14 protein-coding genes are annotated in these 26,723 nt (G+C 64.3%); 11 read left to right on the top strand and 3 right to left on the bottom strand.

Annotated features, from left to right (window positions below):
* Positions 1-22: 22 nt before the first annotated feature.
* Positions 23-2,014: an AAA family ATPase gene (locus ACEN42_RS32210; RefSeq protein ID WP_371882748.1), complete on the top strand. Its 1,992-nt coding sequence runs from the start codon at positions 23-25 to the stop codon at positions 2,012-2,014.
* Here ACEN42_RS32210 and ACEN42_RS32205 read toward each other — a convergent pair.
* Positions 1,998-8,204: an autotransporter outer membrane beta-barrel domain-containing protein gene (locus tag ACEN42_RS32205; RefSeq protein ID WP_371882747.1), complete on the bottom strand. Its 6,207-nt coding sequence runs from the start codon at positions 8,202-8,204 to the stop codon at positions 1,998-2,000. The two genes, ACEN42_RS32210 and ACEN42_RS32205, sit on opposite strands and share 17 nt — an antisense overlap.
* Before the next feature lie 948 nt (positions 8,205-9,152).
* Positions 9,153-10,112 carry an alpha/beta hydrolase gene (locus ACEN42_RS32200; RefSeq protein WP_371882746.1) on the bottom strand — a complete coding sequence of 320 codons (960 nt, stop codon included), beginning with the start codon at positions 10,110-10,112 and terminating at the stop codon, positions 9,153-9,155.
* Between the two features lie 191 nt (positions 10,113-10,303).
* On the opposite strand from ACEN42_RS32200, the gene ACEN42_RS32195 reads away from it, so the two are divergent.
* The 10 genes from ACEN42_RS32195 (at position 10,304) to ACEN42_RS32150 (ending at position 26,064) form a co-directional block, all read left to right on the top strand.
* Positions 10,304-12,673 carry a LuxR C-terminal-related transcriptional regulator gene (locus tag ACEN42_RS32195; protein WP_371882745.1) on the top strand — a complete coding sequence of 790 codons (2,370 nt, stop codon included), beginning with the start codon at positions 10,304-10,306 and terminating at the stop codon, positions 12,671-12,673.
* A gap of 90 nt (positions 12,674-12,763) precedes the next feature.
* Entirely contained in the window at positions 12,764-14,044 is a 1,281-nt protein-coding gene (locus tag ACEN42_RS32190; RefSeq protein WP_371882744.1) for an acetyl-CoA hydrolase/transferase family protein, read from the top strand.
* 59 nt (positions 14,045-14,103) lie between these two features.
* Positions 14,104-15,375 (top strand): CaiB/BaiF CoA transferase family protein, encoded by a 1,272-nt coding sequence (locus ACEN42_RS32185; protein WP_371882743.1) that lies wholly within the window; start codon positions 14,104-14,106, stop codon positions 15,373-15,375.
* Positions 15,372-16,481, top strand: a complete 1,110-nt coding sequence (locus ACEN42_RS32180) for an NAD-dependent epimerase/dehydratase family protein (protein WP_371882742.1) — start codon at positions 15,372-15,374, stop codon at positions 16,479-16,481. Before ACEN42_RS32185 ends, ACEN42_RS32180 begins: the two co-directional genes overlap by 4 nt.
* A gap of 211 nt (positions 16,482-16,692) precedes the next feature.
* On the top strand, positions 16,693-17,448 hold the full coding sequence (locus ACEN42_RS32175; protein ID WP_371882741.1) for a DUF4118 domain-containing protein: 756 nt from the start codon (positions 16,693-16,695) through the stop codon (positions 17,446-17,448).
* A 70-nt stretch (positions 17,449-17,518) separates the two neighbouring features.
* Positions 17,519-18,355, top strand: a complete 837-nt coding sequence (locus tag ACEN42_RS32170; RefSeq protein ID WP_371883208.1) for an alpha/beta hydrolase — start codon at positions 17,519-17,521, stop codon at positions 18,353-18,355.
* A gap of 960 nt (positions 18,356-19,315) precedes the next feature.
* Positions 19,316-20,695 carry a DUF1329 domain-containing protein gene (locus ACEN42_RS32165; RefSeq protein ID WP_238211883.1) on the top strand — a complete coding sequence of 460 codons (1,380 nt, stop codon included), beginning with the start codon at positions 19,316-19,318 and terminating at the stop codon, positions 20,693-20,695.
* A 115-nt stretch (positions 20,696-20,810) separates the two neighbouring features.
* Complete coding sequence (locus ACEN42_RS32160) at positions 20,811-22,628, top strand: DUF1302 domain-containing protein (protein ID WP_371882740.1); 1,818 nt, start codon at positions 20,811-20,813, stop codon at positions 22,626-22,628.
* A gap of 67 nt (positions 22,629-22,695) precedes the next feature.
* Positions 22,696-25,056 carry an RND family transporter gene (locus ACEN42_RS32155; protein ID WP_371882739.1) on the top strand — a complete coding sequence of 787 codons (2,361 nt, stop codon included), beginning with the start codon at positions 22,696-22,698 and terminating at the stop codon, positions 25,054-25,056.
* A 12-nt stretch (positions 25,057-25,068) separates the two neighbouring features.
* Positions 25,069-26,064: a WD40/YVTN/BNR-like repeat-containing protein gene (locus tag ACEN42_RS32150; RefSeq protein ID WP_371882738.1), complete on the top strand. Its 996-nt coding sequence runs from the start codon at positions 25,069-25,071 to the stop codon at positions 26,062-26,064.
* An 83-nt stretch (positions 26,065-26,147) separates the two neighbouring features.
* Here ACEN42_RS32150 and ACEN42_RS32145 read toward each other — a convergent pair whose 3' ends face one another.
* Positions 26,148-26,681, bottom strand: a complete 534-nt coding sequence (locus tag ACEN42_RS32145) for a DUF1097 domain-containing protein (RefSeq protein WP_371882737.1) — start codon at positions 26,679-26,681, stop codon at positions 26,148-26,150.
* Positions 26,682-26,723 lie beyond the last annotated feature (42 nt).

The following is a 26,723-nucleotide window of genomic DNA, read 5'->3' as shown; positions in this document are numbered from 1 at the left end:
CGCGATACGAGGAAGAACCCCCATGAAACCGGGAAAGAATGGACCGTGGACTCGGCTGCGTGGCCGACGGCGACTGCTGATCTCCGTCGTTGCGTTCGTCGCCGTACTGATCGCGATCGGCTCGGCCGTAGTGCGGCACCGCATGGCGGACCAGCATCACGATCCGCTTCAGACGACGAGCATCGTCTATCAGATGCGGCAGGATCCGTCGCCGTGGGCACGCACCGAGAATGACGCCTCGCGCATGCTCACGGATATCCGCGAGAAGCGCGTGGCCGCGATCGGCGTGACGCTCGACGCCATCCTCGTGTCGACAAAAAGCGGCCTGCAGTACTTCGTCAGCGACCGGTTCGCGGTGTTCTCGCAGTCGTTGCTGCTCAATGCGATCAAGGGCGAAAGCGCGCCGGACTACCAGATCGCGTGGCTTCCGAACGTGTCCATCGGCGCACAGGCGGGCATAGGTCCGTTGCTCGCCGTCTTGCGTGATTCGGTCGTCATGCTGGTGTACGTACTGATGCTGGGCCTTATGCTCTGGTACGTGCGCCGCGAAATGAAGGGTGACGCCACGCTGATCACCGCGCCACCCGACACGAGTTTCGACGACGTGATCGGCGCAGTCGAGGCAAAGGCCGCGCTCGAGGACATCAAGGCCTATCTGCGCGATCCGAAGTCGTTCACGAAACTGGGCATCCGTCCGCCATGCGGCGTGCTGATGACGGGCGGTCCGGGGGTCGGCAAAACGCGGCTTGCGCAGGCGCTGGCGGGTGAGTGCGGCGCGCGCTTCATCGCGATCACGGGGAGCTTTTTCAGCGCGAAGTACTACGGCGTCGGCATTCAGAAGGTCAAGCATCTGTTCAAGACGGCGCGCAAGCATGGCCCGGTGGTGATCTTCATCGATGAAGCCGACGGGCTCGCCGCACGCACCAGCGGCGCGTCCGGTTCCGCCGACGCCGAAAGCAACCGCATCATCAATCAACTGCTCGCGGAGATGGACGGCTTCGAGAAGAACGAAGGCGTTATTCTCGTCGCCGCGACCAACTTCCCCGAGAATCTCGATGAAGCGCTCCGCCGTCCGGGCCGCTTCGATCGCATCGTGCCGGTGCGTCTGCCGGACGTATCGGATCGCGTGAAGATTTTCGAGTATTACCTGGGCAAGCTGCCGTCGTGTTCGACCGATATCGACTGCAATCAACTGGCGCGGCTGACGGTCGGTTTGTCGCCCGCGTCGCTGTCGATGATCGTCAACCAGGCCGGGTTGATCGCGCGCAGGCAAGGCGCGGGCATGGTGTGCGCCGAGCATCTGCGCGAAGCGGTCAAAGTCGCGCGCATCGGCGACGTGAGTCGTGCGGAGAAGGCGCTCGATGCGGACGAAGTGCGTCGCGTCGGCGTACATGAAGCGGGGCATGGCATCGTCGCTGCGCTGCTGGGCGCCGGCGTGCTGGAGGAACTGACGGTCCTGCCGCGCGGCGGTGCACTGGGCATGGCGCTCATCACGAAGCCGCAGGACAAGCACCTGTATCGCCGCAGCGAGCTGGAGAAGGAACTGATGGTGTTGCTCGGCGGACGCAATGCGGAGTTGCAGGTGTTCGGCGAGGCATCGAGCGGCGCGGCGCAGGACTTGCAGGAAGCATCGCGCATCAGTCTGGAGATGGTGTCGCGGCTCGGCTTCGGCCGCGAAGGTAATCTGTTCAGTCTCGCCGCGCTACCACGCGAGAGCGCCGGACGGCAACTCGACGGTGCAATCGAACAGGCCAATGCGCTATTGAACGAGATGAACGAGCGCTGCTTCGACCTGCTCGCGCGAAACGAATCGATCCTGCGCGATGTCACGCTTGCGCTGACCAGGACCGAGACGGTGCCCGGCGCATATGTCTATGATCTCATCCGCGAGAGCGAAGTCACGCAGCCGCCCGAGCTGGAAGCGGTGTATTTCAGTGCCGCGACCAGCGAGCGGGCTGCCGATGACTTGATGCCTTTCGCGGCTCCCGACAATGTCGTCAGAACCTGTACTTGAGCCGGACCTGTCCGCCGTTCTCAACCTCGTGCGCGGCAACGACTCCGTCGTACTCCAGACGCACATCGAGGCGCTTGGTCGTATACACCTCCACCCCGGCGGAGAACTTGCCTGCGACGTGCGCATTGGTGAGCGTATTGGTGAAGCTGCCGTAACCCGGGGCAGCGGCAAAGGACGCGTCGGTCGTGTAGCTATTGCCTGCAATGAAGCTGACCCCGGCGCCGACATAGGCGTCGACTGTCGCTGACCCGATCTGCGCACGCGTCCCGATCCGCAGATTCGGTGTGCCGCTCGCAATGACGCTGTTCGCGCTCTTCACCTTCAGGTTCAGCGCGCCCGCGCCGCTCTCCGTGTAGCCAGGGAGATTGACGTCGTTCAGATCGGCGTCGAGTGCCGGCTCGAGGTAGAAGCGGTCGAACGGGATCTGGTAGGCCGCGCGCAAGTGCAGTCCGAGCGTGTACGAGTCGGGCGAGGCGGTCGCCACCGCGTTGGCGCCCGGGATGACGCGCGAGCTGTTCATCCAGCCGTAGCTGGCGTCCGCCGCACCGGTGAAAGTCCACGGCCCAACCTCGTGCTTCAGCGCGACGACGCCCAGAAGTGCATTGCCGTTGGCGCTCGTCAGGTTGTCGTTGCCGGTGAAGCGGTCGGTCTCGTAGCCGATGGCGCCGCCGAGGAACCAGCCGGGCTGCAGTTCGACCTGACCGCCGACCTTCATCGTCGAACCTTGCCAGCCGTAGCCCGGGAACGAAGCGTCGGCGCTGCGGTTTTCCCACATGCCCGAGGCGCGGAACCACACGCAGGAGCCCTGCTTTCTCACTGCGGTGTCGTCATCGGCGAACACCGGGCAACTGAAGACGGAGCGCGCGAACGCCTGGCTCGCCTGGTAGCGCGCCGCAGCGATGCCGAGCAGTTCCTGGCCCGAGACGGCTGTCAGCGTCTGCGCATAGCCCGACGCGCTACCGACGTTGCCGAAGGCGCCGAAGATGGGTGCGAAGGCGGGATCGGCACTGTTCCACAGCCGGTCCAGGTTGGCTGCGACGCTCTGCTGTGTGGCCGAAGTACCCTTGCTCGCACCCACGAAATCCGCATCGGTCTTGATCGCGACGGTGTTGCCCTGCATCACTGGCGTGAAGCGATAGACGGGCGTCGAAGTACCCGCGAGCGTCGCATCGGGCTGGATACCGCCGGCCGCCGTCAGCACGGTGCTCGTACTCTTCAGATAGCTCACCGGGTCGACCTGCACCTTGCCGGCAAGCGCGGCGGTACCGGTAACATCGAGCACATCGGATCGCTTGTTGGCCGGATCGATCTGGACGTTCAGCGCGCCAGTCGAACTCTGCACGAGATTGCCGGTGAGCACCGTCTTGCCGACCGAGTTGGCGCCGCCGACTTTGAGCGTGCCGGCGTTGTTCACCGTGCCGCCTCCGACGGCCAGCTTGGTAGGTGTGTCGATCACGCCTCCGGCCAGATTGTTGACGACACCGCCGCTACCAATGTCGATGTCGCCGGTGATCGTGCCAGAGTTGTTGACCGTGGTGCTGGCAGGCCCGCCCCCGTACACCGTGGGGTACGCCAGGATCGCGTATTGGCCTAACGTCTGTATGGTGCCCTGGTTGGTGACGACGTTGTTATTGCCCCCAAGCAGGCGGATTGCGGCAGCATCGCGATACTCCGGGTCCTGCCCCACCATCTTGCCCGTCGGGAAATTGGGATCGGTCGTGCCGCCTACGACTTTCGAGCCGGGCGCCAGGTTGATCGAGATGCGCCCGCCTGTCTGGCCGTCGCTCTGCGCCAGGATGCCGGCGGACCCGACGCCTGTCGCCATGACCGTGTCGTTATTCCTGACGTTGACGAAGACCGGGCCGCCCCCGCCCGCGCCACCCGCGCTGCCCTCTCCCATCACATTCGGCAAGTTGATTGCGTTGAAGTTAGAGACCACCAGACCACCGCCGCCGCCGATCGATTGCGCGAAGATCGCCGGCGCGTACCGGCCGGTCGTCACGACCTTCCCGCCGTTTGCCACGATGACGTTGACGGTGCCGCCATTGCCGCTGTTGGCAAATACCGCGTTGTTCGTAGCGCCACCGTAGCCCTGTGGGGCGGACGGGTCTCCGGCAAAGCCCCCGCCACCGCCGACCGATTGAGCGACGATCCCATACGCGCCGTCGCCGCTGGTGGCGACCGTGTTATTGGTGTCCACGACAAGAACGTTGCCGCCATCGCCCTTCGCGCTACCGGCGCCGGAGGTCGCGTTCGCGATCTGTCCGCCCACCACGAACCCGCCCCCGCCGCCGATCGACTGCGCGAGGATACCGTGCGCGTCGAGTCCGCTCGTCGTCACGTTGCCTTCCGTGTTGACAGTGACGTCGCCGCCCTTTCCCGAACTGCCGTTCTGACCGCCGAAGCTCAATGTCACGCCGTAGACGTCGGCGAGCCGTCCCTGAGGATTCACGATGATTTTGGAGGGATCGAACGTTTCATCGCTGCTCGCGGTCGTCACGACACCGCCGCCGCCGCCGATGCTTTGCGCGAAGATGCCGACGCTGTGCTTGCCAAGTGTCGTGACCGTGCCGTTGTTGTCGACGCTCACGGTGCCGCCATTCCCGGCGCCTCCGCCATTGCCGCCCACGGCGACCGACAGGCTTTTCAGCGAACCGCTGATCGCCCCCGACATCGCGCCGTTGCCGCCACCGCCGCCTACGCTCTGCGCGTACACGCCGAACGCTTCCACCCCCTGCGTCTCGACTTTGCCACTCGCATTCTGCACGACGCTCACCGCACCGCCAGAGCCGGCCGCGCCGCCGCTGCCGCCCACGGCGACCGCGGCCTGCACTTTCGAATCATTGTTCGACTTGCCGACCGAACTCGCCGCGCCGCCGCTGCCGCCGCCGCCGCCGACGCTCTGCGCGAAGATGCCGTGGGATTGCGCGCCATAGGTGCCGATCGCGCCGGTGTTGCTGGTGTTCACCGCGCCGCCCTGGCCACCCGCGCCGCCGCTGCCGCCGACCGACACGCCAACGCTGATCTGTGACACGGTGCCCAGAACTTTCGATACCCCGTCCGGCTGCGTGAGGAGCTTTTCCAGATCGCCATAAGTCGCCTTGATTTTTTCGCCGACCACGCCGACCTGCAGGATGTTGTTGCCCAGGTTCTGCACATCCTGGTTGAGGCCGAGGCCCTGACCCAGAATGCCGAACAGGGTCTGGGCATTGGAGATCGTGTCGAGGCCGCCGCTGCCGCCCGCGGCCGCCGCGCCCTTGCCGCCTTTGCCCCCGCCGCCGCCGACGCTTTGCGCGAAGATGCCGGTCGAGGCCGCGCCGCGGGTGACGATGTTGCCGTTGTTGGTCGTCGTCACCGTGTTGCCGTCGCCGCCGACGCCACCCTTGCCGCCAACACCCACGGCGATAGCATCCTTGCCGCCGCTGGCCGCTGCGGTACCGCCGCCGCCTGCGCCGCCGCCGCCGCCCACGCTCTGGGCGAACACGGCGTCCGAGCCGTCGCCGCGCGTCGCGATCGAACCGTCGTTGGTCAGGCCGACCGTGCCGCCCGTCCCCCCCGTTCCACCCGTTCCGCCCACCGCGATCGACGCGCTGAAGCTGGCTTTGGCGTTAGCCGCCGTTGCCGAGGCATCGCCCGTGCCGCCATTGCCGCCGCCACCGCCAATCGACTGTGCGAACACGCCGTGGGCGTCCTGGCCCAGGGTGGCGATCAGCCCGGAGTTTTCCAGCTTGACGGCGCCGCCCGTGCCGCCGCTGCCGCCGCTGCCGCCGAGAGCCACGGAGACCGACAGGGCCGCACCCTTGGCAGGCGACGCGGAGTAGGACGCGGCGGTTGCGTCGCCGCCCGTACCACCGCCGCCACCGACGGATTGCGCGAAAACGCCGGTCGCGCTGTCGCCCGCCGTGGTGATCAGACCGGAATTATCGAGCGTGACATTGCCGCCGGTGTTACCGGTCCCGCCGGCGCCGCCGATGGCGACGCTGACACTGATTGCAGGAATGTTCGGGCTGCCCGATGCGGCGACGGCACGCGCCGTGGCGCTGCCGCCGGAGCCGCCGCCGCCGCCGATGCTTTGCAGCACGACTCCTTCGGCATCCGAACCATACGTGGCAACCTGCCCGGTGTTAGTCAGCGAAACCGCGCCAGCCGCGCCGCCTCCGCCGCCTTGTCCGCCAATGGCAACCGAGCTCGACAGGGGGCCGCCGACCGTGAACGCTGTAGCGTTGCCGCCATTGCCGCCACCGCCGCCGATCGACTGGGCCTTGATGCCGGCGGCGTGATCGCCGTGGGTCGTGACGAGCGCGCCGTTATCGACAGTGACCTGGCCGCCCGAGCCGCCACCGTGGGCATCCCCGCCGATCACCATGGTGATGAGCCCTCCGCCGGCCGACGTCGCGCTGCCGGCGTTGCCGCCCGAACCGCCGATGCTTTGCGCGAGTATCCCCGCGCCACCGCTCTGGTCGAGGCTGCCAAATACGCTGTTCTGGCCCAGCGTGAGTTTCACCGCGCCGCCGTTGCCGCCCTGGCCGCCGTTGCCGCCGATCTGGAAAGCCGCACCAACGGTGACGCCGCTGGCGTCGCCGCCGCTTCCGCCGCCACCGCCGATGCTCTGGGCGATCAGCGGAATGCTGCCTTCGCCCGATGTGCTGCCGGCCGTGACAAAGGCGTGGTCCGAGTTCACCGTGACCGCACCGCCATCGCCGCCCGCGGCACCTCCACCGCCCGAGCCGTTCAGCACGAAGCTGACACTACCGCCATTGCCCCCGCCGCCGCCGATACTCTGCACCAGGGCGCCATGCGTGTAGGGGCCGTTCGTTTTGATTGTCGCCGTGTTCGCCGCGTCTCCGAGGGCCAGCGAAGCGCTCCCGCCGGCGCCTGCCTTACCACCATTGCCGCCTTCACCCACGGTAGTGTGCTGGGCGCCATCACCGACACCGCCGGCGCCTCCATTGGCCTGTACCAGCACCCCCTCGCCCCCGATCAGCCCGCCAGCAGACTGCCCTGCCGGAACACTCGCGGTGTAATCGATGGAACCAAGGACGGTGGCGCTCGCGCTGCCCCCATTCCCGCCGTTGCCGCCCGCACCACCCTCATTGCGGACGTTGCCGTCGATGGCGGTGCCACCTTCCCCGCCCGCTCCGCCATTGGCCTTGGCGGTTACGCCGCTGCCCGGCTGATTCTGACTGCTAACCGGTTGCATCTGATCGGAGAAAGCGATCTGGCCACCGCTGCCGAGTTCCGCGCTGGCTGTGCCGCCGTTACCTCCGTCGCCGCCGGTCCCGCCAAAACTGCCACTTCCACCGAACGCGCCGCCAGCGTAGCCGCCCTTACCGCCATCGGCATCAGCCTGCATCGGAAAGATCTGGCCTGTAGGGGTGCTGGCGGTCAGACTGCCGTTCTGATACGCAAGTGTCGCGGTACCGCCGGCGCCGCCATTGCCGCCCTTGCCTCCATGGCCTTCCACGACAAGATCAGCCGGAGTGGGCGAGTTACCACCTTCCCCGCCGGCCCCGCCCACGGCGGACGCTCGCAGGCCGACGCCATAGAACTGGATATTGCCGGAGGCGGTAAGCGTCGCCTGACCACCCCGCCCCCCTTGTCCCCCGTTGCCGCCATAGAGCGGCTGTCCGCCTTGGGTATTGGACTCGGCACCCGCTCCGCCGGTACCGCCATTGGCTTCCACGTCGAGCGCAACTTCCGGAAGGACACCTTTCGAGTCGGGACCAACCGTGCCGCTGAACTTCACGGAGACCGCGCCGCCATTGCCAGCCGCTCCGCCGTCTCCAGTGTGGGCCGAGCCATTGGCGTCAAAACCGCCTTGTCCGCCGGCACCGCCGGCACCACCGTTGACGGACCATCCCGCTCCTATCGTGGGGCTGATGAAGGTCGGCGCGAAGCCCCCCTTCACCGTAATTCCGCTATTGACGCTGTTAAAGGAACCACCCGACTGACCAGCGAAGCCATCCTGGCCCCTTCCGTTCCAGGAGCCGTCGTCAGCGCCTTTGCATCCCATCTGCCCCGAGGCGTTCAGGTAATACTGGGGAAGCGGCGCTGCGCCAAACGACTGATTGGAAAAGTTGGTCTGTGCAGGCGCCGAAGGCAGCGCGGGATTGGCGCTGCTGTTGCACTGGGCGCGCGCCGCGACCGGAACCAGCAGCGTGGCAAGCGACGCCACGGCCAACGCAACCACCGTCCGACGCCTGGCTCCGCAGCCATCCTCTACACAAAGCGCCGACGTCACTGCCCGCGCAGACTCACAATTCGATGAATGCTTGAATATGTACACGATCTTCCCCAAACTGGTTGCAGTCTTTTTAAAAAAGACATCGAATTTGTCTGCGAGTCGCGCAGAGACTGGTTTTGCTAGCGATCCAGATCGATCGAAAAAACTTTGATTTCTGGAGGCTTCGAATAACCGGAAGTCGGCACTGGCAAGTGACCCTTACGAAATTGAGTCTCGCCCAGTGGGATTAATCTTTAAATGTCGTCAAAATATTGTCGGCGGCGGTTTTCTAGCTTGATACAGGCTGTCGGAATGAGTTGATCCGCATTCTCAAGCGTCTTGGCCGCGAAGCCCTACGTGGATCTGATCAGACTTGAGTCAATCAGCAGACGCCATGCTGCTATACGTCGCATCAGGCCGATGCACCCAATGCGCATTTGAAAAACACCAATCAATTGCGCTTATTCTGGATAGTGCTCGCGGTGAATTAGAAATTTATTAGTAGGATGGAACTACAGGTATCGCGAGCCGTTCTTTGTTCAATTCAAGGCACTAGAGGTGAACCGTCAGTCCAGCACGAAGGCCGAACACGAGACGAGCCGATCGCGCGGACGCAATGACTCGGACGTACTCAACTGAGGTCGCCTATAAAAAGTGTTTTGGTGAAATGATGCGGGCATCGTTGGACGATCCGCGACCGAACGTGCCACATGCATCGGTTCAAACGGAACACAATCAATTGCCGGGATCGTACAGGTGCAACGCGAACTGTACGACGCAAAAGTTGTGCTTCTGACGCCGAGAGCGGTGGGAGCAGATCAGACGGCGAAGTATTCCTCTCGGCTAACCCCGCCCCAACCCGCGAGAGAACAGACCGAACCCGCCTCTCGACAACGATTCCTCGTTCAACATCGCTCAGTTCGGATGAGGTTCCGCAGGCCAGGCAAGCTCGGTGCGCGGATCATGCCCCCGCACCGTGTAGCAGGAACGCACGAAACTGCGGTACGCGTCGACGATGCCGGTGCCGTGCGTCTCGCCCCGGATCACCTCGGCCGTCGCGCGCAGCCCCGGCAGCGGGGTGCGGCGAATACGGTCGACGAGCGCCAGGTAGTTGTGCGAAAGGTCTCGGTAGAGGGCGAACTCGCTGCTCGTCTCGCTGTCGTTGATCGTCAGGTGCAGCCGGGGCGGCAAGGTGCTGTCGCCCTCGGCGATGCGGCGATCGTAGCGCCGGAACACTTCACTCTGCGCCGACAGTATGCCGGGGCTGCTCGCTCCGATCACGGTGAATAGCGGGCTGGCCGTTGCGAACACGTACATGGCGAAGAGGCCGCCGTAAGAGTAGCCGAACAGGCCAACGTCATCGGCATCCACCCGCCAGCGCTCGGCGATCCGGGGGTGCAGTTCGCGCTCGATGAAGGCGAGGAACCGATCGCCGGCGGAGTGGCTGAGATCAGCGAGGATCGCGGCGTACTGCTCCTCGCTGAGTGTTCCCCGTTCGACGCGCGGGCGCAGATGAGCCGCCATCTGATGAGGGAACGGCTCGCCCGGCGGCACGAGGTCACGATTGCGCACCTTCAGGAAATTTCGCGCGTCATCGCCCAGGTATCCGATTGTCACCTGAATGAACGGCCGGATCGGGCTGGTCTCGTGCATCATCATCAGCGAGCCAGTGGGGGCGGTGATCGCAAGTTGCGTGTTGCCGTCCGCGACGTAGAGGACGGGCAGTGCCGCATCGCCCGCGCCGTATCCCGGCGGTACCGTCACCCAGACCGCAAAGGCGCCGCCGACGATCTCCGAGCGCAGGGTGAACGATCGTGTGGTCGCGATCACCTCGCGCAACTCCGGCTGCCACGCTTCGAGCGCGGGTGCTGTCATTCGATACTCCTTTCGTCACTCCCCATGGGAGAAAACCGTGCGTGGCTGGATCTCGGCTACGAGCGTCTCGTAATATAAAGTATTTTATGGTGCTGGATAAATGACGACTCGCAGTTTGCCCAATGGCCGGAGGAAACAGCAGATGCGGCATCCGCACCGACACCTGCAGCGCCACCGGCGCCGGAGCGAGCATGCCTTCGCCTGACCAGGGCAATCTGCCGGCCGAGGTCTCGAGCTTCATCGGTCGCACAGCCGAGCTTGAGGAGGCGCGCGCCCTGCTGGTCTCGACTCGCCTGCTGACCCTGATCGGCTCTGGCGGGGTCGGCAAGACTCGCCTTGCCAAACAGATCGCCGCCGAGCACCGGAAGGCGTTTCGCGACGGCGTATGGTTCGTCGACCTCACGGATATCAACGACGGCGACCTGCTCCCATCGGTGATCGGTGCGAGGCTCGGCCTCTTTCACACTCCGACCGAGACCGCCGGCGATCTCGCCGGGCACCTGCGCGGACAGCACCTGCTGCTCGTCGTCGACAACTGCGAGCATCTGATCGAGCCGGTCGCCGGACTGCTCCACGATCTGCTTGCGGCTGCCCCCGAACTTCGCGTGCTCGCGACGAGTCGGCAGGTGCTGGGCGTGACCGGGGAACGCGTGCTTCCGATACCCCCGCTCGCAGCACCGCCGGCCGACGAAGCGGCCGCGAACCGCGCCGGCGCTGCTCTCGCGGGAGCAGCATCCCCGGCGATCCCCGACGCGGTCTCGCTGTTCGCGGACCGCGCGGCGGCGGCGCTGCCCGGGTTCGTCGTCGACCACTCCAACCGGGATCTGCTGTACCGGATCTGCCACCGCCTGGAGGGGATTCCCCTCGCGATCGAGCTCGCGGCAGCGCGGCTGCGTGCCTTCTCGCTCGACATGATCCTCGAGCGACTCGACGGCTCCCTCCGGGCGCTCGCAAGCACGCTGCGAACGACGCCCGAGCGTCACCGCACCCTCGAGTCGACGGTGGCCTGGAGCTATGAGCTGTGCTCCGCGCCCGAGCAGGTGCTGTGGGCTCGTCTCTCTGTGTTCGCCGATGGCTTCACCGTCGATGCGGTCGAAGACGTCTGCAGCGGCGGGCCGATCCTGCGCGAGCAGATCTTCGACCTGCTTACCGGGCTGGTCGACAAGTCCATCCTGACCCGTGAGGGAGGCTCGGGCGGCGGACCGTCACGGCTGAAGATGCTCGGCCTGCTTCGCGAATTCGGAATCGAGCGGCTGCGCAAAGCGGGCGAGGAGGCGCAGTTCAGGCGGCATCACCTCGACTACTTCTGCGCGCTGGCCGGACACGGCCAGACAGCGTACTTCAGCCCCCGCGAGATGGAGTGGGCGCGTCGCGTACGAGACGAGCACGCGAACCTGCGAGCGGCCGCCGAGTACTGCGCCGAATTACACGATCACGCCTCGGTGATGGCGATCGTCGCGCCCCTCCAGTTGTACCGGGTCGGCGCCAGCTACGTCGTCGAAGAATATCGCTGGCTCGCCTCTGCGCTCGAGCACGACCGCACCCCGAGCGAGACCCGCGCACGCGCGCTGGTAGCGTGCAGCTATGCGGCGTCGCTCATGGGCAACGGCGACGAAGCCGAGCAGCGCGCGCGTGAGGCCGCCGACCTCGCCGACGCCCTGAATCTGCCCGGTGTTGCGGCGGACGCCGCGTGCGGCATCGCGCGCGCTAGCTTCCACGGCGGAGATCGCGCGCGTACGCTGCGCCTCTCTGAAGCAGCGGTCGCCCTCTGCACCGCCTCGGGCAATCTCGCGGGCGCTTGCGACGCGCTTTATCGCGCAGCGGTCACCGCACTCGGGATGCACGACGACCGAGCCGCCGAGTTCGCCCGAGCGTCTCTTGCCCTCGCGCAAGAGCACGGATCCCCCTATCGCATCGCGAGCGGGCTGTGGATCGACGGCTTCTGCCTCTGGCGCGCCGGCGATCATCAGTTCGCCTCGGCTCGCCTGCGGGAAGCGCTGCCGCTCTACGAAGCCCGAGGCTTCATAGAGGGCATCGCGATGTGCTGCGAAGGACTGGCGCTGACCGCCGCCGCACTCGGACAGGCCGACCACGCGGCGACCCTGAAGGGAGCCGCCCACGCCGCGTGGCGCAGAGCCGCGGCTCCGTTTCCGCAGGCCGTCGTGCGCAGTCTCGGCACCGACATCGTCGACGAGCAGATCCGACAGGCACTCGGCGAGGCTCGCTACGTCGCCGCATTCAACCACGGCGCCGCGTTCTCGGTGGCCGAGGCGGCTCGCTATGCCGTCGGCGACGCACCCGCCCTCACCCCGACCGAAGCGCCCGCGCGCCGGCCGGGCGACGCCGCCAAAGCACTCGTTGCCGAGGGACTCACCCGACGCGAGGCCGAAGTCGCAGCCCTCATCGCCGAGGGGCTCAGCAACCGGCAGATCGCGGAGCGGCTCGTGATCGCGCAGCGTACCGCCGAGGGGCATGTGGAGCGGATCCTCGCCAAGCTCGGCTTCCGATCCCGCGCAAGTGTGGCCTCGTGGGTCGTCAAGCGGCAGCGAATACCCGAATGAGCACCGGGGAGCGATTCAGGTATTTCTCCCGGCGCGCGCGGCGACACGCATGGGTAACATGCATCCATCATCGCTCCGACGGACGCATCCATGACCGCCCCGACGCACGCCTCTTCCGAATTCTCACTGGCCGATTACCTGCAACCGTATGACACCGTGCTGGTAGGTCAGGCCGCTGCCGAGCCGCACGAACTCGTCGCGCAGCTCATCGACGCATCGGAGCAGATCGCGAATCTCACCGTGGTATGCGGGTACGCGCTCTCGGACGACTGGAAGCGCGTGACGCGCGGCAAGCCGCGAGTGGCCACCTACTCCGCGCACGGCCCGCTGCGTGGCCTGGCGCGTTCGGGCGAGATCGACATCCTTCCCAACCACTACAGTCACTTCGAGCGTCTCGTCACCACCGGCGCGTTTCAGCCCGACGTGATCCTGCTACAGCTGCCCCCGGCCGACCCGGACGGGTACCACAGCTTCGGCACCTCGGTCGATTACGTCGCGAAGGCCGCGCAAGCGGTTCCGGCAGCCGCTCCGGCAGGATCCGCGGACCGTCTCGGTCCCATCGTCATCGCCGAGATCAACGAGAACATGCCCTCTACGCGCACGAAGTGGCGACTGCACCACTCACAGATCACCGCTTCGTTCACGACAGATCGACCGCTGGAGGGCACCCCCGCCCGCGCACTCTCGGACACCGACCACGCGATCGCGCGCAACGTCGCATCCGTCGTGCCCGACGGCGCCTCGATACAGCTCGGCATCGGCGCACTTGCGACAGCGATCGGGCGCGCACTCGGCGAGCATCGCGATCTGCGCGTACGATCCGGCCTCGTCGGAGACTGGCTGCTCGACCTCGATGCTTCGGGGGCACTGGCAAGCGGTGAGGACGTCTGCGTCGCGGGCATGGCACTTGGCAGTCCTGAACTCTACGACTTCGTCGCGCGGCACGACCGGATCCGTTTCATGCCCATCACCGATCTGACCGCATCCGAGGCCCTCGCATCCTGCGATCCCTACATCGCGGTGAACTCCGCCCTCGAAGTCGACCTGCTCGGGCAGGTGAACGCCGAAGTCGTCGGCGGGCAATACATCGGTGCGCTCGGCAGCCAGGTCGACACCTTCCGCGCGACCCGCATCGCGCCATCAGGCCTCGCGATCGTTGCAATGCCGGCTCGCAGCCCCAAAGGCGCCACCCAGATCGTCTCCGCGCTCAGCGGACCCGTCACCTCGTTGCAAAGCGACATCGACATGGTGATCACCGAATACGGTGTCGCCGATCTGCAGGGCACCACCGCCGCGGAACGTGCGGAGCGCCTGATCGGGATTGCCGCCCCTGAGCACCGCGACGCGCTGCGCGAGGCGCGTCGATTCTGACCCCGACTGCGCACCAGCGCACACCAAGCGCACCGATCACACACGACGAGGAGCCCGATATGCCCAACATTCCCTTCACCATCGGAGGCGCCGAACGCGGCGCACTGCCGCTGAGCGGCGTTCGCGTAGTCGATCTCACCCAGGTGGGCGCCGGCCCCTACTGCACCTCGCTGCTGGGCGATCTCGGCGCCGATGTCGTCAAGGTCGAGCCGCTCGAAGGAGACAGTTTCCGCTATGTCGACGACGCATTCGGCGAGGGCGAAAGCGCCTACTTCTACGGCGTGAACCGAAGCAAGCGCTCCATCGCGCTGAACCTCAAGAGCGAACGCGGCTTCGAGGTGCTCACGCGGCTCGTCAAAGAAGCCGACGTGTTCGCCGTCGCATTCAGGCCCGACGCCGTGCAGCGCATGGGCATCGACTACGAGTCCCTGCGCAGGATCAACGACCGCCTCATCTACTGCTCCATCACCGCATTCGGTGAGACCGGACCGCGTGCGCACCTGCCCGGCATGGACATCCTCGCGCAAGCGATGAGCGGAATCATGGGCGTCACCGGCGAGATCGGTGGAGGGCCTGTGAAGGTCGGCGTGCCGATCGCCGACTTCGTCGCCTCCTACCTGCTCGGCTTCGGCGTCTGCGCCGCGCTGCGCCTGCGCGAGCAGACCGGTCATGGCGACAAGGTCACTGTCAACCTGCTCGACGGCCTGATCGCCAGCTTCGCGAACTACCTGACGGTGTACGACAAGACTCGCGTGCCGTTCCGCCGTCAGGGCGGCGGGCACCCGCAGCTCGTGCCCTATCAGCCGTTCCTCGGCTCCGACCAGCGGCACTTCATCCTCGCCTGCATGAACGACAAGTTCTGGCAGAAGATGCTGCCGCTGCTCGATCGCTACGGCGACTTCCATGATCCGCGCTTCGCCACGAACACCGGCCGCGTCACCCATCGCTCGGAACTGTGCAGTCGACTCGAAGCGATCTTCGCGACACAGCCCGCCGATTACTGGCTCGCGGAGCTCGAAGCCGCCGGCGTGCCCTGCGGCCCGATCCACGCGCTCGAAGACGCGATCGAAGATCCACAAGCCATCGCCAACGAATCCCTCACTACGCTCAATCATCCGATCCACGGCGAATACCGCGTCCCCAACAACCCGATCCGTTTCGCGGACGCTCCCACCGGCCCTCGCGGCTACGCGCCCGCGCTCGGTGAACACACCGCCGAGATCTTGCGCGAAGCCGGGTTCGACGACACGGAGATTGCATCGCTAACGCGCGCCGGCATCGCGCGAGAAGCATCGACAAAGCAGCAGAATCACACGGAGACAGCATCATGAAGGCACTCGTCATCGGGGGCACCGGCCCCACCGGTCCGTTCATCGTCGAGGGGCTGCGGCAGCGCGGCTACGAGACCACCATCCTGCACACGGGGCGGCACGAGATCGACCTGCCCGCCGACGTGCCGCACATCCACACCGATCCGAACTTTCTCGAAGGCCTGACCGGGGCGCTCAAGGGCCGTCGCTACGACCTCGTCGTGGCGACCTACGGGCGCCTGCGCCTCTTCGTCGACGCGCTCGCGGGTGTGAGCGAACGGCTGATCACCATCGGCGGCGCGGCCTACGGCGACAACCTGGCGCGCCCCTCGGCCGAGGACGGCCCCCGCAAGACGGGGCACAAGCTCAGCGAGAAGATCGTGCAGACCGAGCAGATCCTCATGGACGCACACGCGGCCGGACGGTACAACATCACTCACCTTCGCTATCCCTGCCTGTTCGGCCCCCGCCAGCTCGCACCCCGCGAGTGGAGCATCATCCGACGCCTTCGCGATGGGCGCACCCACGTCCCCGTCATCAATGGCGGCCTGACCCTGGAGACCAAGGCGTACGTCGAGAACGCTGCGAACGCGATCCTGCTCTGCGTCGATCAACCGGAAGCATCGTCGGGACAGATCTATAACGTTGCCGACGCCTACACGCCATCCGACGCGACCCTGGTGCGCACCATCGCGAAGGTGATGGGCGTGGAAGTCGAACTCGCGAACTTCACGCCCGAGATGGGCCGACCGGCCTACTTCTGGGGCGCGAACCGGGATCTCAACTTCACCAGGACCGGCCTCCCGCCCACGACCCACCATCTGCTGATCGACAGCGGCAAGATCCGCCGCGAGCTCGGCTACACCGACCTCGTGAGCTTCGAGGAAGGCATCGAGCGCACCGTCGAGCACTACCTCGAGCATCCGCTCGAAACCTCGGCCGAACAGCAGATCGGGGACCCCTTCGACTACGCGGCAGAGGACACGTTCATCGCGATGCTCAACGAGATGAACGCGCGGGCTGCGGAGCTGCCGTTCGCGGGTGTGCGGTACCAGCACCCCTACGCGCATCCCAAGGCTCCGGGCGAGGCCGGGGCTGGAGAGACTGGCGCTATGTCTCAGAGCTGAAGATCCCAGGCGCTCCCGCTCGCCATTCGACGGTGGCTGCGCGAGCCGTCGAATGGCGACCGTAAGCGCGGACGAGCAGCATTCAAATTCAGCAAAAGACGATGTTTGACGAAGAACACGGCTGATACGATTCGCGCCTTTTGCTGCGCATCTGTCCCCCCAGTTGGCTGCTCGGCAAAGCTCCTCGGAACGACGGCCCACAGTCAGACACATGCAAGTCCAAAATGCCCGTCGCTGGGCGCCTCGCGGGGCACGGAGATGGATTATCGCGCTCGTCGCACTAGGTATCGCAAGCGCAGTGCGGCTGCTATTGCATCCGCTGCTCGGTCCGGTGATGCCGGGCACGGCCTTCAGCATCGCAGCCGTTCTCATCGAGTATTACTTTGGCCTCGCGCCCGCGCTGACGGTGCTGCTGGCGGGACTGTGCATCGCCGATTTTCTGTTCGTGCCACCCTACGAGGCGCTGGGAATCATCGATCGGTCGGATGTGATGTTCGCGGTTTCCTATCCGCTGGTGGCGCTCGTCGTCATCACGCTGCTTGAACGGTTGCGGCGCGCGCAGTTTCGAGCCGAGCTAATTGCGTCCGTCGCGCAGTCGCGCTACGAGATGCTGCTGCGCCATGACAACGAGCGCGCGCTCGCGCGCCGCGCCGTCGACGAGACGCATCGGCTGCTGCGCCATCTGTCGCAACATCACGAGCGGTTCGTGCTGATACAGGCGATCGAGCGCACGTCCGCAGGCGCTGGCGTGGCGCCGCGTCAGCCCATCGGGATCGCACCTGGCCCCCGCTTCGACGATGTCGATCCGGACGACATCCGCCGTTTCTCGAATGCGCTCGTGCCGGGAAGCCATCGCGTGCGCCTGCGCTCGGCGAATGCGTCCGTTGCGGCGCAGCTCGTCGACTGCATCTGCGAACGATTCATCACGCACGCGGGCGATTTCCTCGTGCTACGCATCGGCGACTGACGGAGGGCATGCCGTGAACAACAACGTCGAGCGCACCATTTTCAACGAGGGCGACGGTCATGCCGTGCTGATGCTGCACGGGCTTTCAAGCTCGCCGCTCGAAATGCGCTACCTCGCCCGCTTCCTTAACAAAGAAGGCTTCACGACGTGCGCGCCCGTGCTCGACGGTTACAGCGCGGGCACGAGCGAACAGGCGATGGAACATTGGCTCGACGCCGCGACGCGCGAATACGACGCCCTCGCCGCACGCTACGAACGCGTGTCGATCTGCGGACTGTCGATCGGCGCGGCACTTGCCCTTGCGCTCGTGCATCGGCGGCCGCAAGCACAGGCCGTCGCACTGCTGTCCCTCACACTCGCCTATGACGGCTGGGCGATCCCCTGGTATCGCTTCCTGCTGAACCTGGCCTATTACTCGCCGATGCGCTTTCGCTACCGCTATCGCGAATCGACGCCATATGGCCTGCGCAACGAAGCGTTGCGCGACAAGATCGCCCGCGCGATGCAACGGGACGATCTCAGCGAAGTCGGTCCGTCCACGATCTCGTTGCCGGCGCTTCATCAGGCGAACCGGCTCGCAGCGCACGTGCGCGCGCGCACGCGGTCGATCCGCAACGACTGCCTGATCGTCCACGCAATCGACGACGAGACGTCGAGTCCGCACAACGCACGCATCGTCGCAGGCTCGATCGGCTCGGCCGTCTTGCGCACAATCTGGCTCGACGACTCGTACCACATGATCACATCCGACAACGAGCGCGAGATCGTCGCGCGTGAAACCGCGCTCTTTCTGCGCGATAGCGAAATGGCGAGCCGCACGGGTCATGCCGGCGGACAGCCGGTTGCATCGAAAGCGTTGACGCGGCGTCTGCGCCAACTGGCGGCGATCGGGAAGAAGAGCGCGTGAAAGACGAGTGGCACACTTCACGCTCGGCCCGAGTGATGGTCATAGTCGCGCGGACGCTCCCGAGCGCAGCGACAGTCGGCATCAAGATCCCTCAACGGAAACACGCTTCGCGTCTCGTCGTGTCATGAAGACCGCAAGCGGTTAATGTCGAACGACTTGATATTAACGCTGTGCATAGCGTCAATATGAATACTTCGCTTTTGATTATGCGACAGGACCAAGTTCCAATATCGCCATAAATTAGCTAGTTGAGACGAAGTATGAGAGGTACAGTATCCCTTACAAAGAACGCCAGCCTGGATTTCAGTTGACGGTGGCCTGACCCGCCGAAGCCGCTGAAGACTTACATGAGAACGCGTGGCCAGCGCGCCGATGACTCGCCCCGCACAGACCCTCCAAAGGCTTGGCGTTGATCGCGGATAAGCACGGCCCACGGTGACCGAGGCGAGCGAACCAAGTATCTAGCTCGTGCTCTCTTATCGGTATACATACCTATTCATCTTATTACTAAGGGTATGTCCCACGCTTTTTGTAGCTCTCCTACGACCCGAACTTCTTGCTTTATAGGCCGAGATACCTACAATATATCTTCAAGGTGACCTATAAATTTGTTGACGCCGGAAATATGCATGGTTACCGTCGCTTTCCATGACAGCCCACTCGAAAAGAAATTCATGACAGCCGCTCGGTCCGGGATCGGATGATCGCTTCCCGCGGAAGAATCGTCAGTCTCGAGGCTTGATACATGACGAAGCAGCCGTAATGGACTGTTTCATTTCGACAGATATATTTCGTTATCCGAATTTTTATTTAATGCTCGATTCGACAACTGGAAAAGTCCGCATTGCCCGGTAACTCGTTCTCGACGAAACCACGCCCTACGATCGCCCGCATCGATCGTGTCGGATTTTGCTTTGGTCAGACGCAATTCCAAGTCCTGTTACACGAGGAGTCAACACCGTGAATTTCAGTCAAGCTGTCATCGCCCTCGCAGTCCTGGGCACGCTCTCCAATGCGTCGTACCCGGCGACGCAGGCCGATGCTGACCGGCTAGGCAATGACCTGACTCCGGTCGGCGCGGAAAAGAGCGCCAGCAAGGACAACGCCATTCCTGCCTTCACCGGTCCGAGCAAGCCGACGGGAGACTGGTCATACGGCAAGGTCCGCGAAGACTTCTGGAAGTACAAGGATGAGAAGGCCACGTTCATCATCGACGCCTCGAATGTCGACAAGTACGCGAACAACCTCTCGGCGGGGCAGATCGCCCTGATCAAGCAAGTCAAGGGCTACACGATGCCGGTGTATCCGACTCATCGTGAATGCAGCGTGCCCGATTTCGTCGCGCAGAACACGAAAGACGGAATACTGAAGTCCTCCATTGCGAAAGACGGATGGTCGCTCGAGAACGCCACCCTGCCGGGCGTGCCGTTTCCGGTCCCGACAACCGGCATACAAGTGATGTGGAACTGGATGATGCGGTATCAGGGCGTCGGCGTGGAGTGGCCGGACGGGTACACCTATGTGTCGCCACGCCCTGGCGCGGCGCCCATTATCGTCCGCTGGAACCAGCAGACGTACTACCCGTGGGCGAAGAAGGGGCAGCACACGCCGGAGGACGAGCAAGGCCTGCACACGGGCATTTTCTACGGCTATTCGGAACCGGCGGCGCTTGCAGGACAAGGCATCGTGCAGCGCTACTACTACAAGAAAGACACCGACTCCTTCTACTATTTCACCGGCCAGCGGCGCGTCCGCCGTCTGCCCGCCTACGCCTACGACGCGCCTGCCATCGGGTATGACAATCAGTACCCCTATGATATGAATTACGTCTTTACGGGCAATCCGGATCGTTTCGACTGGAAGCTCGTCGGCAAGAAGGAAATCTACATCCCGTACAACGAGCTTGCGATGCAACGATTCAACAGCAAGCTGAGCGATGCGACACAACCGGATCTCGTGAATCCCGCGTTGAGACGCTATGAATTGCATCGAGTCTGGGAAATCCAGGGCACCGTCAAGGCCGGCTTCCGCCATACGACGCCGACCAAGACACTCTATGTCGACGAAGATAGCTGGCTCGTCGCCATCGGCGACGATTTCGACGCCCAAGGGAAGATCTGGAAGGTCAAGGAAAACTACATCGCTCCCGAATGGGAAATCGGCGCCTGCTCGCTTGCCGGCGCCAGCTACACCGACCTGATCAGCGGCCGCTATATCTTCGATATGACCGTCATCGGCACCGGCAAGGACCTCAAGTTCTACTCTCCCGGCGCGACAGATCCGCGATTCACCAGCAGCTACTACACCGGCGAAAACCTGAGCGCGATCAGCAGTCGATAAGCAGCCCGAACTTCCCACAACCCGGCGACAGAAACGCACGGTACGACGCCACGGAGCGTCGTGCCGTGCTGCGTCACGCGTATCGCCGCTCACGACATCAGCCCAGGAGGCAGACATGGCACGGCTTGCAACAAAGGCATTGCTCTCCGTCGTATGCGGCGCTTGCGCGTCCGACGCGGCCCAAGCATACGAGTTCGATACCGGCATCAAGGATATGCACGCTTCATGGGTAACGAACCTGACGGCCGGCATGGGGATTCGCACCAAGAACCCCAGTTGCTCATTGACGGGCGACCCGACCGCGAACGGTTGCGGCGCGGGCGCGAACACCGCGCAATGGGCCAACGGCGATGACGGCGATCTCAACTATAAAAAGGGCAAGCCATTTACCACCTCGTTCAGCGTGACGAGCGAACTGCTCCTCACGATGCCCGCCGATGGCTGGAAGGCCATGATCCGCGGCACGGCAATGTACGACTTCATGGCCGCCAACACCCAGCGCACCGAGTTGAGCCAGGCGGCGCAGAACCAGGTCGTGCGTGACGCGCAACTGCTCGACCTGTGGGTCCAGAAGGACTTCACGATCGCCAACCAGACCGCACACATTCGAGTCGGCAATCAGGTCATCAACTGGGGCGAGAGCTACTTCGCGCCGGGCGGCATCAACGCGACGAACTCGCTCGACATTCAGAAGCTCCTCGTTCCGGGCACGCAACTGAAGCAGGCCATTCTCCCCGCGCCGATGATCAGTTTCGCCACGGGCCTGCCCGCCGGGTTCTCGACCGAGGCCTACTATCAGGCGTTCTGGAACGGCAACCGCTTTCCTCCGGTCGGCTCGTACTGGTCGGTCACCGACGTTTTTGGGCGCGGCGCTCAGCCATTCTCGCTCAACACGAAGAACTTCAACGTCAGTGGATACGACGCCGCGACCATCGCGGGCGCCGGGGCCAAGAATTCTGCATTCCTAAATGGTGTCAACCAGAATCTCGTCAACGGTATGTACGCGGGGCCGCCGTTCAACTCGCTGGGTTCGCCTTCGAACGTCTATCTTCCGGGCAACAAACCGCAGTTCGGCGTGAAGCTGGGTTACAAGCCGCCGGCCATCGACGCGAGCTTCGCCTTCTACTACATAAACTACACCGACAAGTCCCCGGTGCTGACGTATCTCGCCAACGGCAGTACACGCTGGGACAACCAGACGAACCGGCAGCTCTTTGGTGTCAGCAGTAATTTCTCGCTGGGCGACTGGTCGATCGGAACGGAGCTGTCCTACCGCCCGCGTGATGCCGTCACTCTCTCGGGCTGCTATGCGGCGGGCGGCCCGGCCGACGCGAACACCAACTTCGGCGGTGTCGACTGCAAGGCGTACATGGACGCCAAGAAACTGCAGTTCGACATCAACGCCCAGTTGAGTCTCACGCGGTCCACCTATCCGATACTGAATCTCATGAAAGCGGATATGGCGCTCTTCACGGCCGAACTGACCTGGATCAAGTACCCTGGCCTCAGCTCCGACTCCCAATACTTTCGCACGGTGAACGGGAAGACCGTCTATCAGTTGGCGGACGCAGGATATCTACCGTGGCTGAACAACAATTCCGGTCTTGGCTATCCGATCGCCGCGGGTAAAGGCACGTCGAATTCCGTCGGCTTGACGGTCGATTTCAACTGGACCTATGACGGCACGCTGGTACCGGGCTGGCAGGTCACACCGGGCATCACGTTCTATGACGCGCTCACGGGCTACACGCCGACGCTGCAAGCGAACTACATGCAGGGCGCGAAATCGGTCAACGTCTATGTGCTCTTCAACCATAACCCGACGACGTGGCAAGGCGGCATCAACTTCACGGCATTCTTCGGCGGCAACTCGCTTTCGCAGCCGTATGCCGATCGCAATTTCGTCGGCCTTTTCGCGACTCGCAATTTCTAGGCGTTTCGTGGGCATCCGGACTCCGCGCCCGGATGCACCGCCCAGTCCAAATAAATGAGGACGTCTCATGCTAAACAGGTTGATCGGTCACCTGGAGAACCAGCTTTTTCGCCATCGCTTCGTCGTGTTGCTGGCCCTTGCGCTGCTGACGGCAACCATGGGATGGTTCGCGATCCAACTTCGGATGGACGCGGGGTTCGAAAAGCAGATTCCCGTGGGGCACGAATACGTCAAGACCTTCCAGCAATATCGCAACGAACTCTTCGGCGCGAACCGTCTGACCGTGGTGGTCAAGGCGCGTCACGGAACAATCTGGACCAAGGCTGCGCTGACGCGCCTTTACAAGGTCACGCAGGCGGTGATCCTGCTGCCCAACGTCGATCGTCTGGGCGTCCAGTCGCTCTGGACGCCCAACTCGTTCGTCAATGAGATCACCGAGGAAGGCTTCCGCAGTCAGCCGATCATCTCCGGCACCCTGACCGACGATACGCTGACCCCCGACGATGTCGCGAACATCCGGCGCTCCACGTCGGACGGCGGCTTTATAGGGTCTCTCGTCTCACGCGACCAGACCGCCGCGATGATCACCGCGGAGATCAATGAAACGGGCGCGGATGGCAAGAAGATCGACTATGTGGCGTACAACCACATGCTGGAAAAGCTGCTGCGCCAGCCCTACGAGGACGGCGACTATGAAATACAGATCATCGGCTTTGCCAAGCAGATCGGCGATATCGCCGACGGCGCGAGTTCGGTGCTGGTGTTCTGCGGAGTGGCGCTCCTTCTGACCGCGCTCGCGGTCTACTGGTATTGCCATTCGGTGCGCTTCACGATTCTTCCTGTCATGTGTTCGCTCACCTCGCTCGTCTGGCAGTTCGGCGCGCTGCGCCTGCTGGGCTACGGACTGGATCCGCTCGGCGTGCTCGTTCCCTTTCTCGTCTTCGCAATCGGCGTATCGCACGGCGTGCAGCAGATCAACTACATGACCCGCGAGCTCGGTCACGGCAAGTCGTCGATGGAGGCGGCCAGGCTCAGCTTTTCGGGCCTGTTCGTTCCCGGCACATTGGCCCTCCTCACCGCGCTGGTCTCGTTCGTCACGCTGCTGCGCATACCCATTCCGATGATTCGCGAACTCGCGATCACCGCCTCGCTCGGCGTGGGCTTCAAGATCGTCACCAATCTCGTCATGCTGCCGCTCGTCGCGTCGTACTTCACCTTTTCGCGCGATTACGCCGCCAAGGTGATGAAGAAGCGCGAGCAGCGCGTCGGGTGGCTGCGCACCCTGGCGCGCGTGGCAGAGCCGCGCAATGCGGTGATCGTGCTGGTGGCGGTCGGCGCCCTGTTTGCGACGGCGGTCTGGGAAAGCCGCGACCGCGTCGTCGGGACGCTTCAGCCCGGCGCGCCGGAACTGCGGCCCGAGTCGCGCTTCAACCGCGATGCGGTGGCGATCGCGAGCGGCTTCGACGTAGGGCTCGACTGGTTGTCCGTCGCCGTGGAGGCCCCGGCCGACTCGTGCGACAACCCCGCCGTCGGCACCTTCGACGATCAGCTCGCCGATTCCCTCAGACGCGTACCGGGCGTGGTGTCGGTCGCGTCCTACCCGGCGATGCTCCGTCAGTACAACGAAGGTTATAACGAGGGCAATCCGCGCATGAGCGTCGTGCCGATCGACCCGGTGAACTACGCGGGGCTCTCCGCCGAGATCGGGCGCGTGCGCGGCTATCTGAACAAGGATTGCAGCATGACGGCGATCCATGCGTATCTCAGCGACCACAAGGCCACCACCATCAACGCCGTTATCGCGGCCGTCGTGAAGTATCGCGACAGTCATCCGACGCCCGGCATCAAGGTGCGGCTCGCCGCCGGCAACGCCGGCTTGCTGGCGGCAATCGACGACGAAGTCGAGAAAAGCGAGTTGCCCATGATGCTGTATGTCTACGCGGCGATCGTCCTGCTCGTGTTCTTCGCGTATCGCGACCTGCGCGCGGTCATCGCGTGCTGTCTGCCGCTCACGGTGGGAACCTTCATCGGCTACTGGTTCATGAAGAAGTTCGAGATCGGCCTGACGGTGGCGACCTTGCCCGTGATGGTGCTGGCGGTCGGCATTGGCGTGGATTACGCGTTCTATATCTATAACCGGCTGCAGGCTCATCTCGGCGCCGGCGAGGAGATCGTCCGGGCGCTCGAACATTCCATTCTCGAAGTGGGTATGGCGACGATATTCACGGCCATCACGCTCGCCATCGGCGTCGCGACGTGGAGCTTCTCCGCGCTCAAGTTTCAGGCCGACATGGGCAAGCTGCTCGCCTTCATGTTCATCGTCAATCTGGTCATGGCGATGACCGCGTTACCGGCACTCGCTGTCGTGCTGGACAGGCTGTGTCCGCGCCGCAAGCCGGTTCGGCCGCCCAGCGTATTCAGTCATTGACAGGAGGCGAACGTGAAGAGATACCCTTTCGGCAAGAGGTTCGCGGCGTGCTGTATTGCGTCGGCTTTTCCGGCGCTCGCGACAGTGGCCGCAGCAACCGCCGGCACGGACCAGGGCGGCCCTGAACTGCGCGTCCAGCCCGCCGAGCAACTAATGACCGCGACGCGAACGCAGATCCTCGCGGCCACGCGCGCCGGCAAGCGCATCGTCGCGGTGGGTGATTTCGGCGTGGTGCTGCTGTCCGACGACGATGGCGCCACGTTTCGGCAGGCGCGCTCGGTACGTGCGCGCTCGACGCTCACGTCGGTCACGTTCGTCGACGATCGTACCGGCTGGGCCGTGGGTCACTGGGGCACCATCCTGAAGACGGTCGACGGCGGAGAAACCTGGGCGCTCGAGCGCTCCGATGTCGCGAGCGACCGGCCGCTCTTCTCCGTGTACTTCAGGAATGCGCGCGAAGGATTCGCCGTGGGCCTCTGGTCCTTGCTGCTGCACACCATCGACGGGGGCAACACCTGGACCGAGATCAAGGTTCCGCCTCCTCCGGAATCGAAGAAGGCCGACACGAACCTGTATCACATCTTCGCGAACGCGCGAGGCACGCTGTTCATCGCGGCTGAACAGGGGCGCGTCCTGCGCTCCGCCGATGGCGGCGCGTCGTGGCACTACCTGAACACCGGCTACACGGGATCGTTCTGGACCGGCGCGGTCACCAGGGACGGCACGGCGATCGTCGCGGGTTTGCGCGGCACGGTCTACCGAAGCACGGATGACGGCGAGCATTGGCAGCGCGCGGCGACATCGCTGCAAGGCTCGATCACCGATATCGAGCAGCTCGAAAATGGAGACATTGTCGCCGCTGGTCTCGATGGAGATGAATACACGAGCCACGACGGCGGCGTGTCATTCCAGGGCGTGCAACGCGCCGATCGCGCCGCACTGACCGCCGTGGCGGCTGCATCGGGTTCGAAACCCGTCTGGTTTTCCAAGAATGGACCTGTCAGATAGTCTTGTCCGCCGCGCTCGTGCTTGAGCGCGGCGGATATTCACCGAAGAGCGCAGAAGCTCCGGTGATTCGCCGGTATCCGCACCTATCGCGACCGGCTCACGAGACGCGGACCCGCGATGAGCACCCAGCCCGCAGCAGCGCCGATAAACCCGGCCGTCGCCAGACTGACGAACGCCATGGCATCCGGGCTGAGTCCGCTTGCGAAGTAAGCGGTCATCCCGAGAAAATAGCCCACGATGCTGTTGAGCAGCGTGAGTTGCGCAAGCATCGCGACGACCACCAGCAGGAACACGACGACCGGCAGCGCGAAGACCCCGAGCACGGGCGCGAGATGAGCGACTCCGACAAGCCCCGCCATGCCGAGCAGATAGCCGATCAACAGGCAGCCAACCGCCACCGCCCCGGCGCGCACGTTGCCGCGTCCCGAGCCGAACGCCGTCCAGCCGATGAACATCATCCAGACGGGCAATGACAAGATCGCGCTCGCCTGCGCCGCCAGCGCGGCGACCAGCGACACGAATACGACGGTCACGGCGAACTGTCCGCCGCGCGCCGCATTGGACGGTGTGGCTGACGCTTCGGCCGGAGCCGCCTGACTCATCTGATCCTCGTTCATCGTCATTCTCCAGCTGTCATGGATAAAACCACCTGCCTACGT

The organism is Caballeronia sp. S22 (assembly GCF_964261745.1).
GTDB classification, from domain to species: Bacteria; Pseudomonadota; Gammaproteobacteria; order Burkholderiales; family Burkholderiaceae; genus Caballeronia; species Caballeronia jiangsuensis.
The sequence above is the reverse complement of the archived record's forward strand: the minus strand, read 5'-3'. Positions and strand labels throughout refer to the sequence as shown.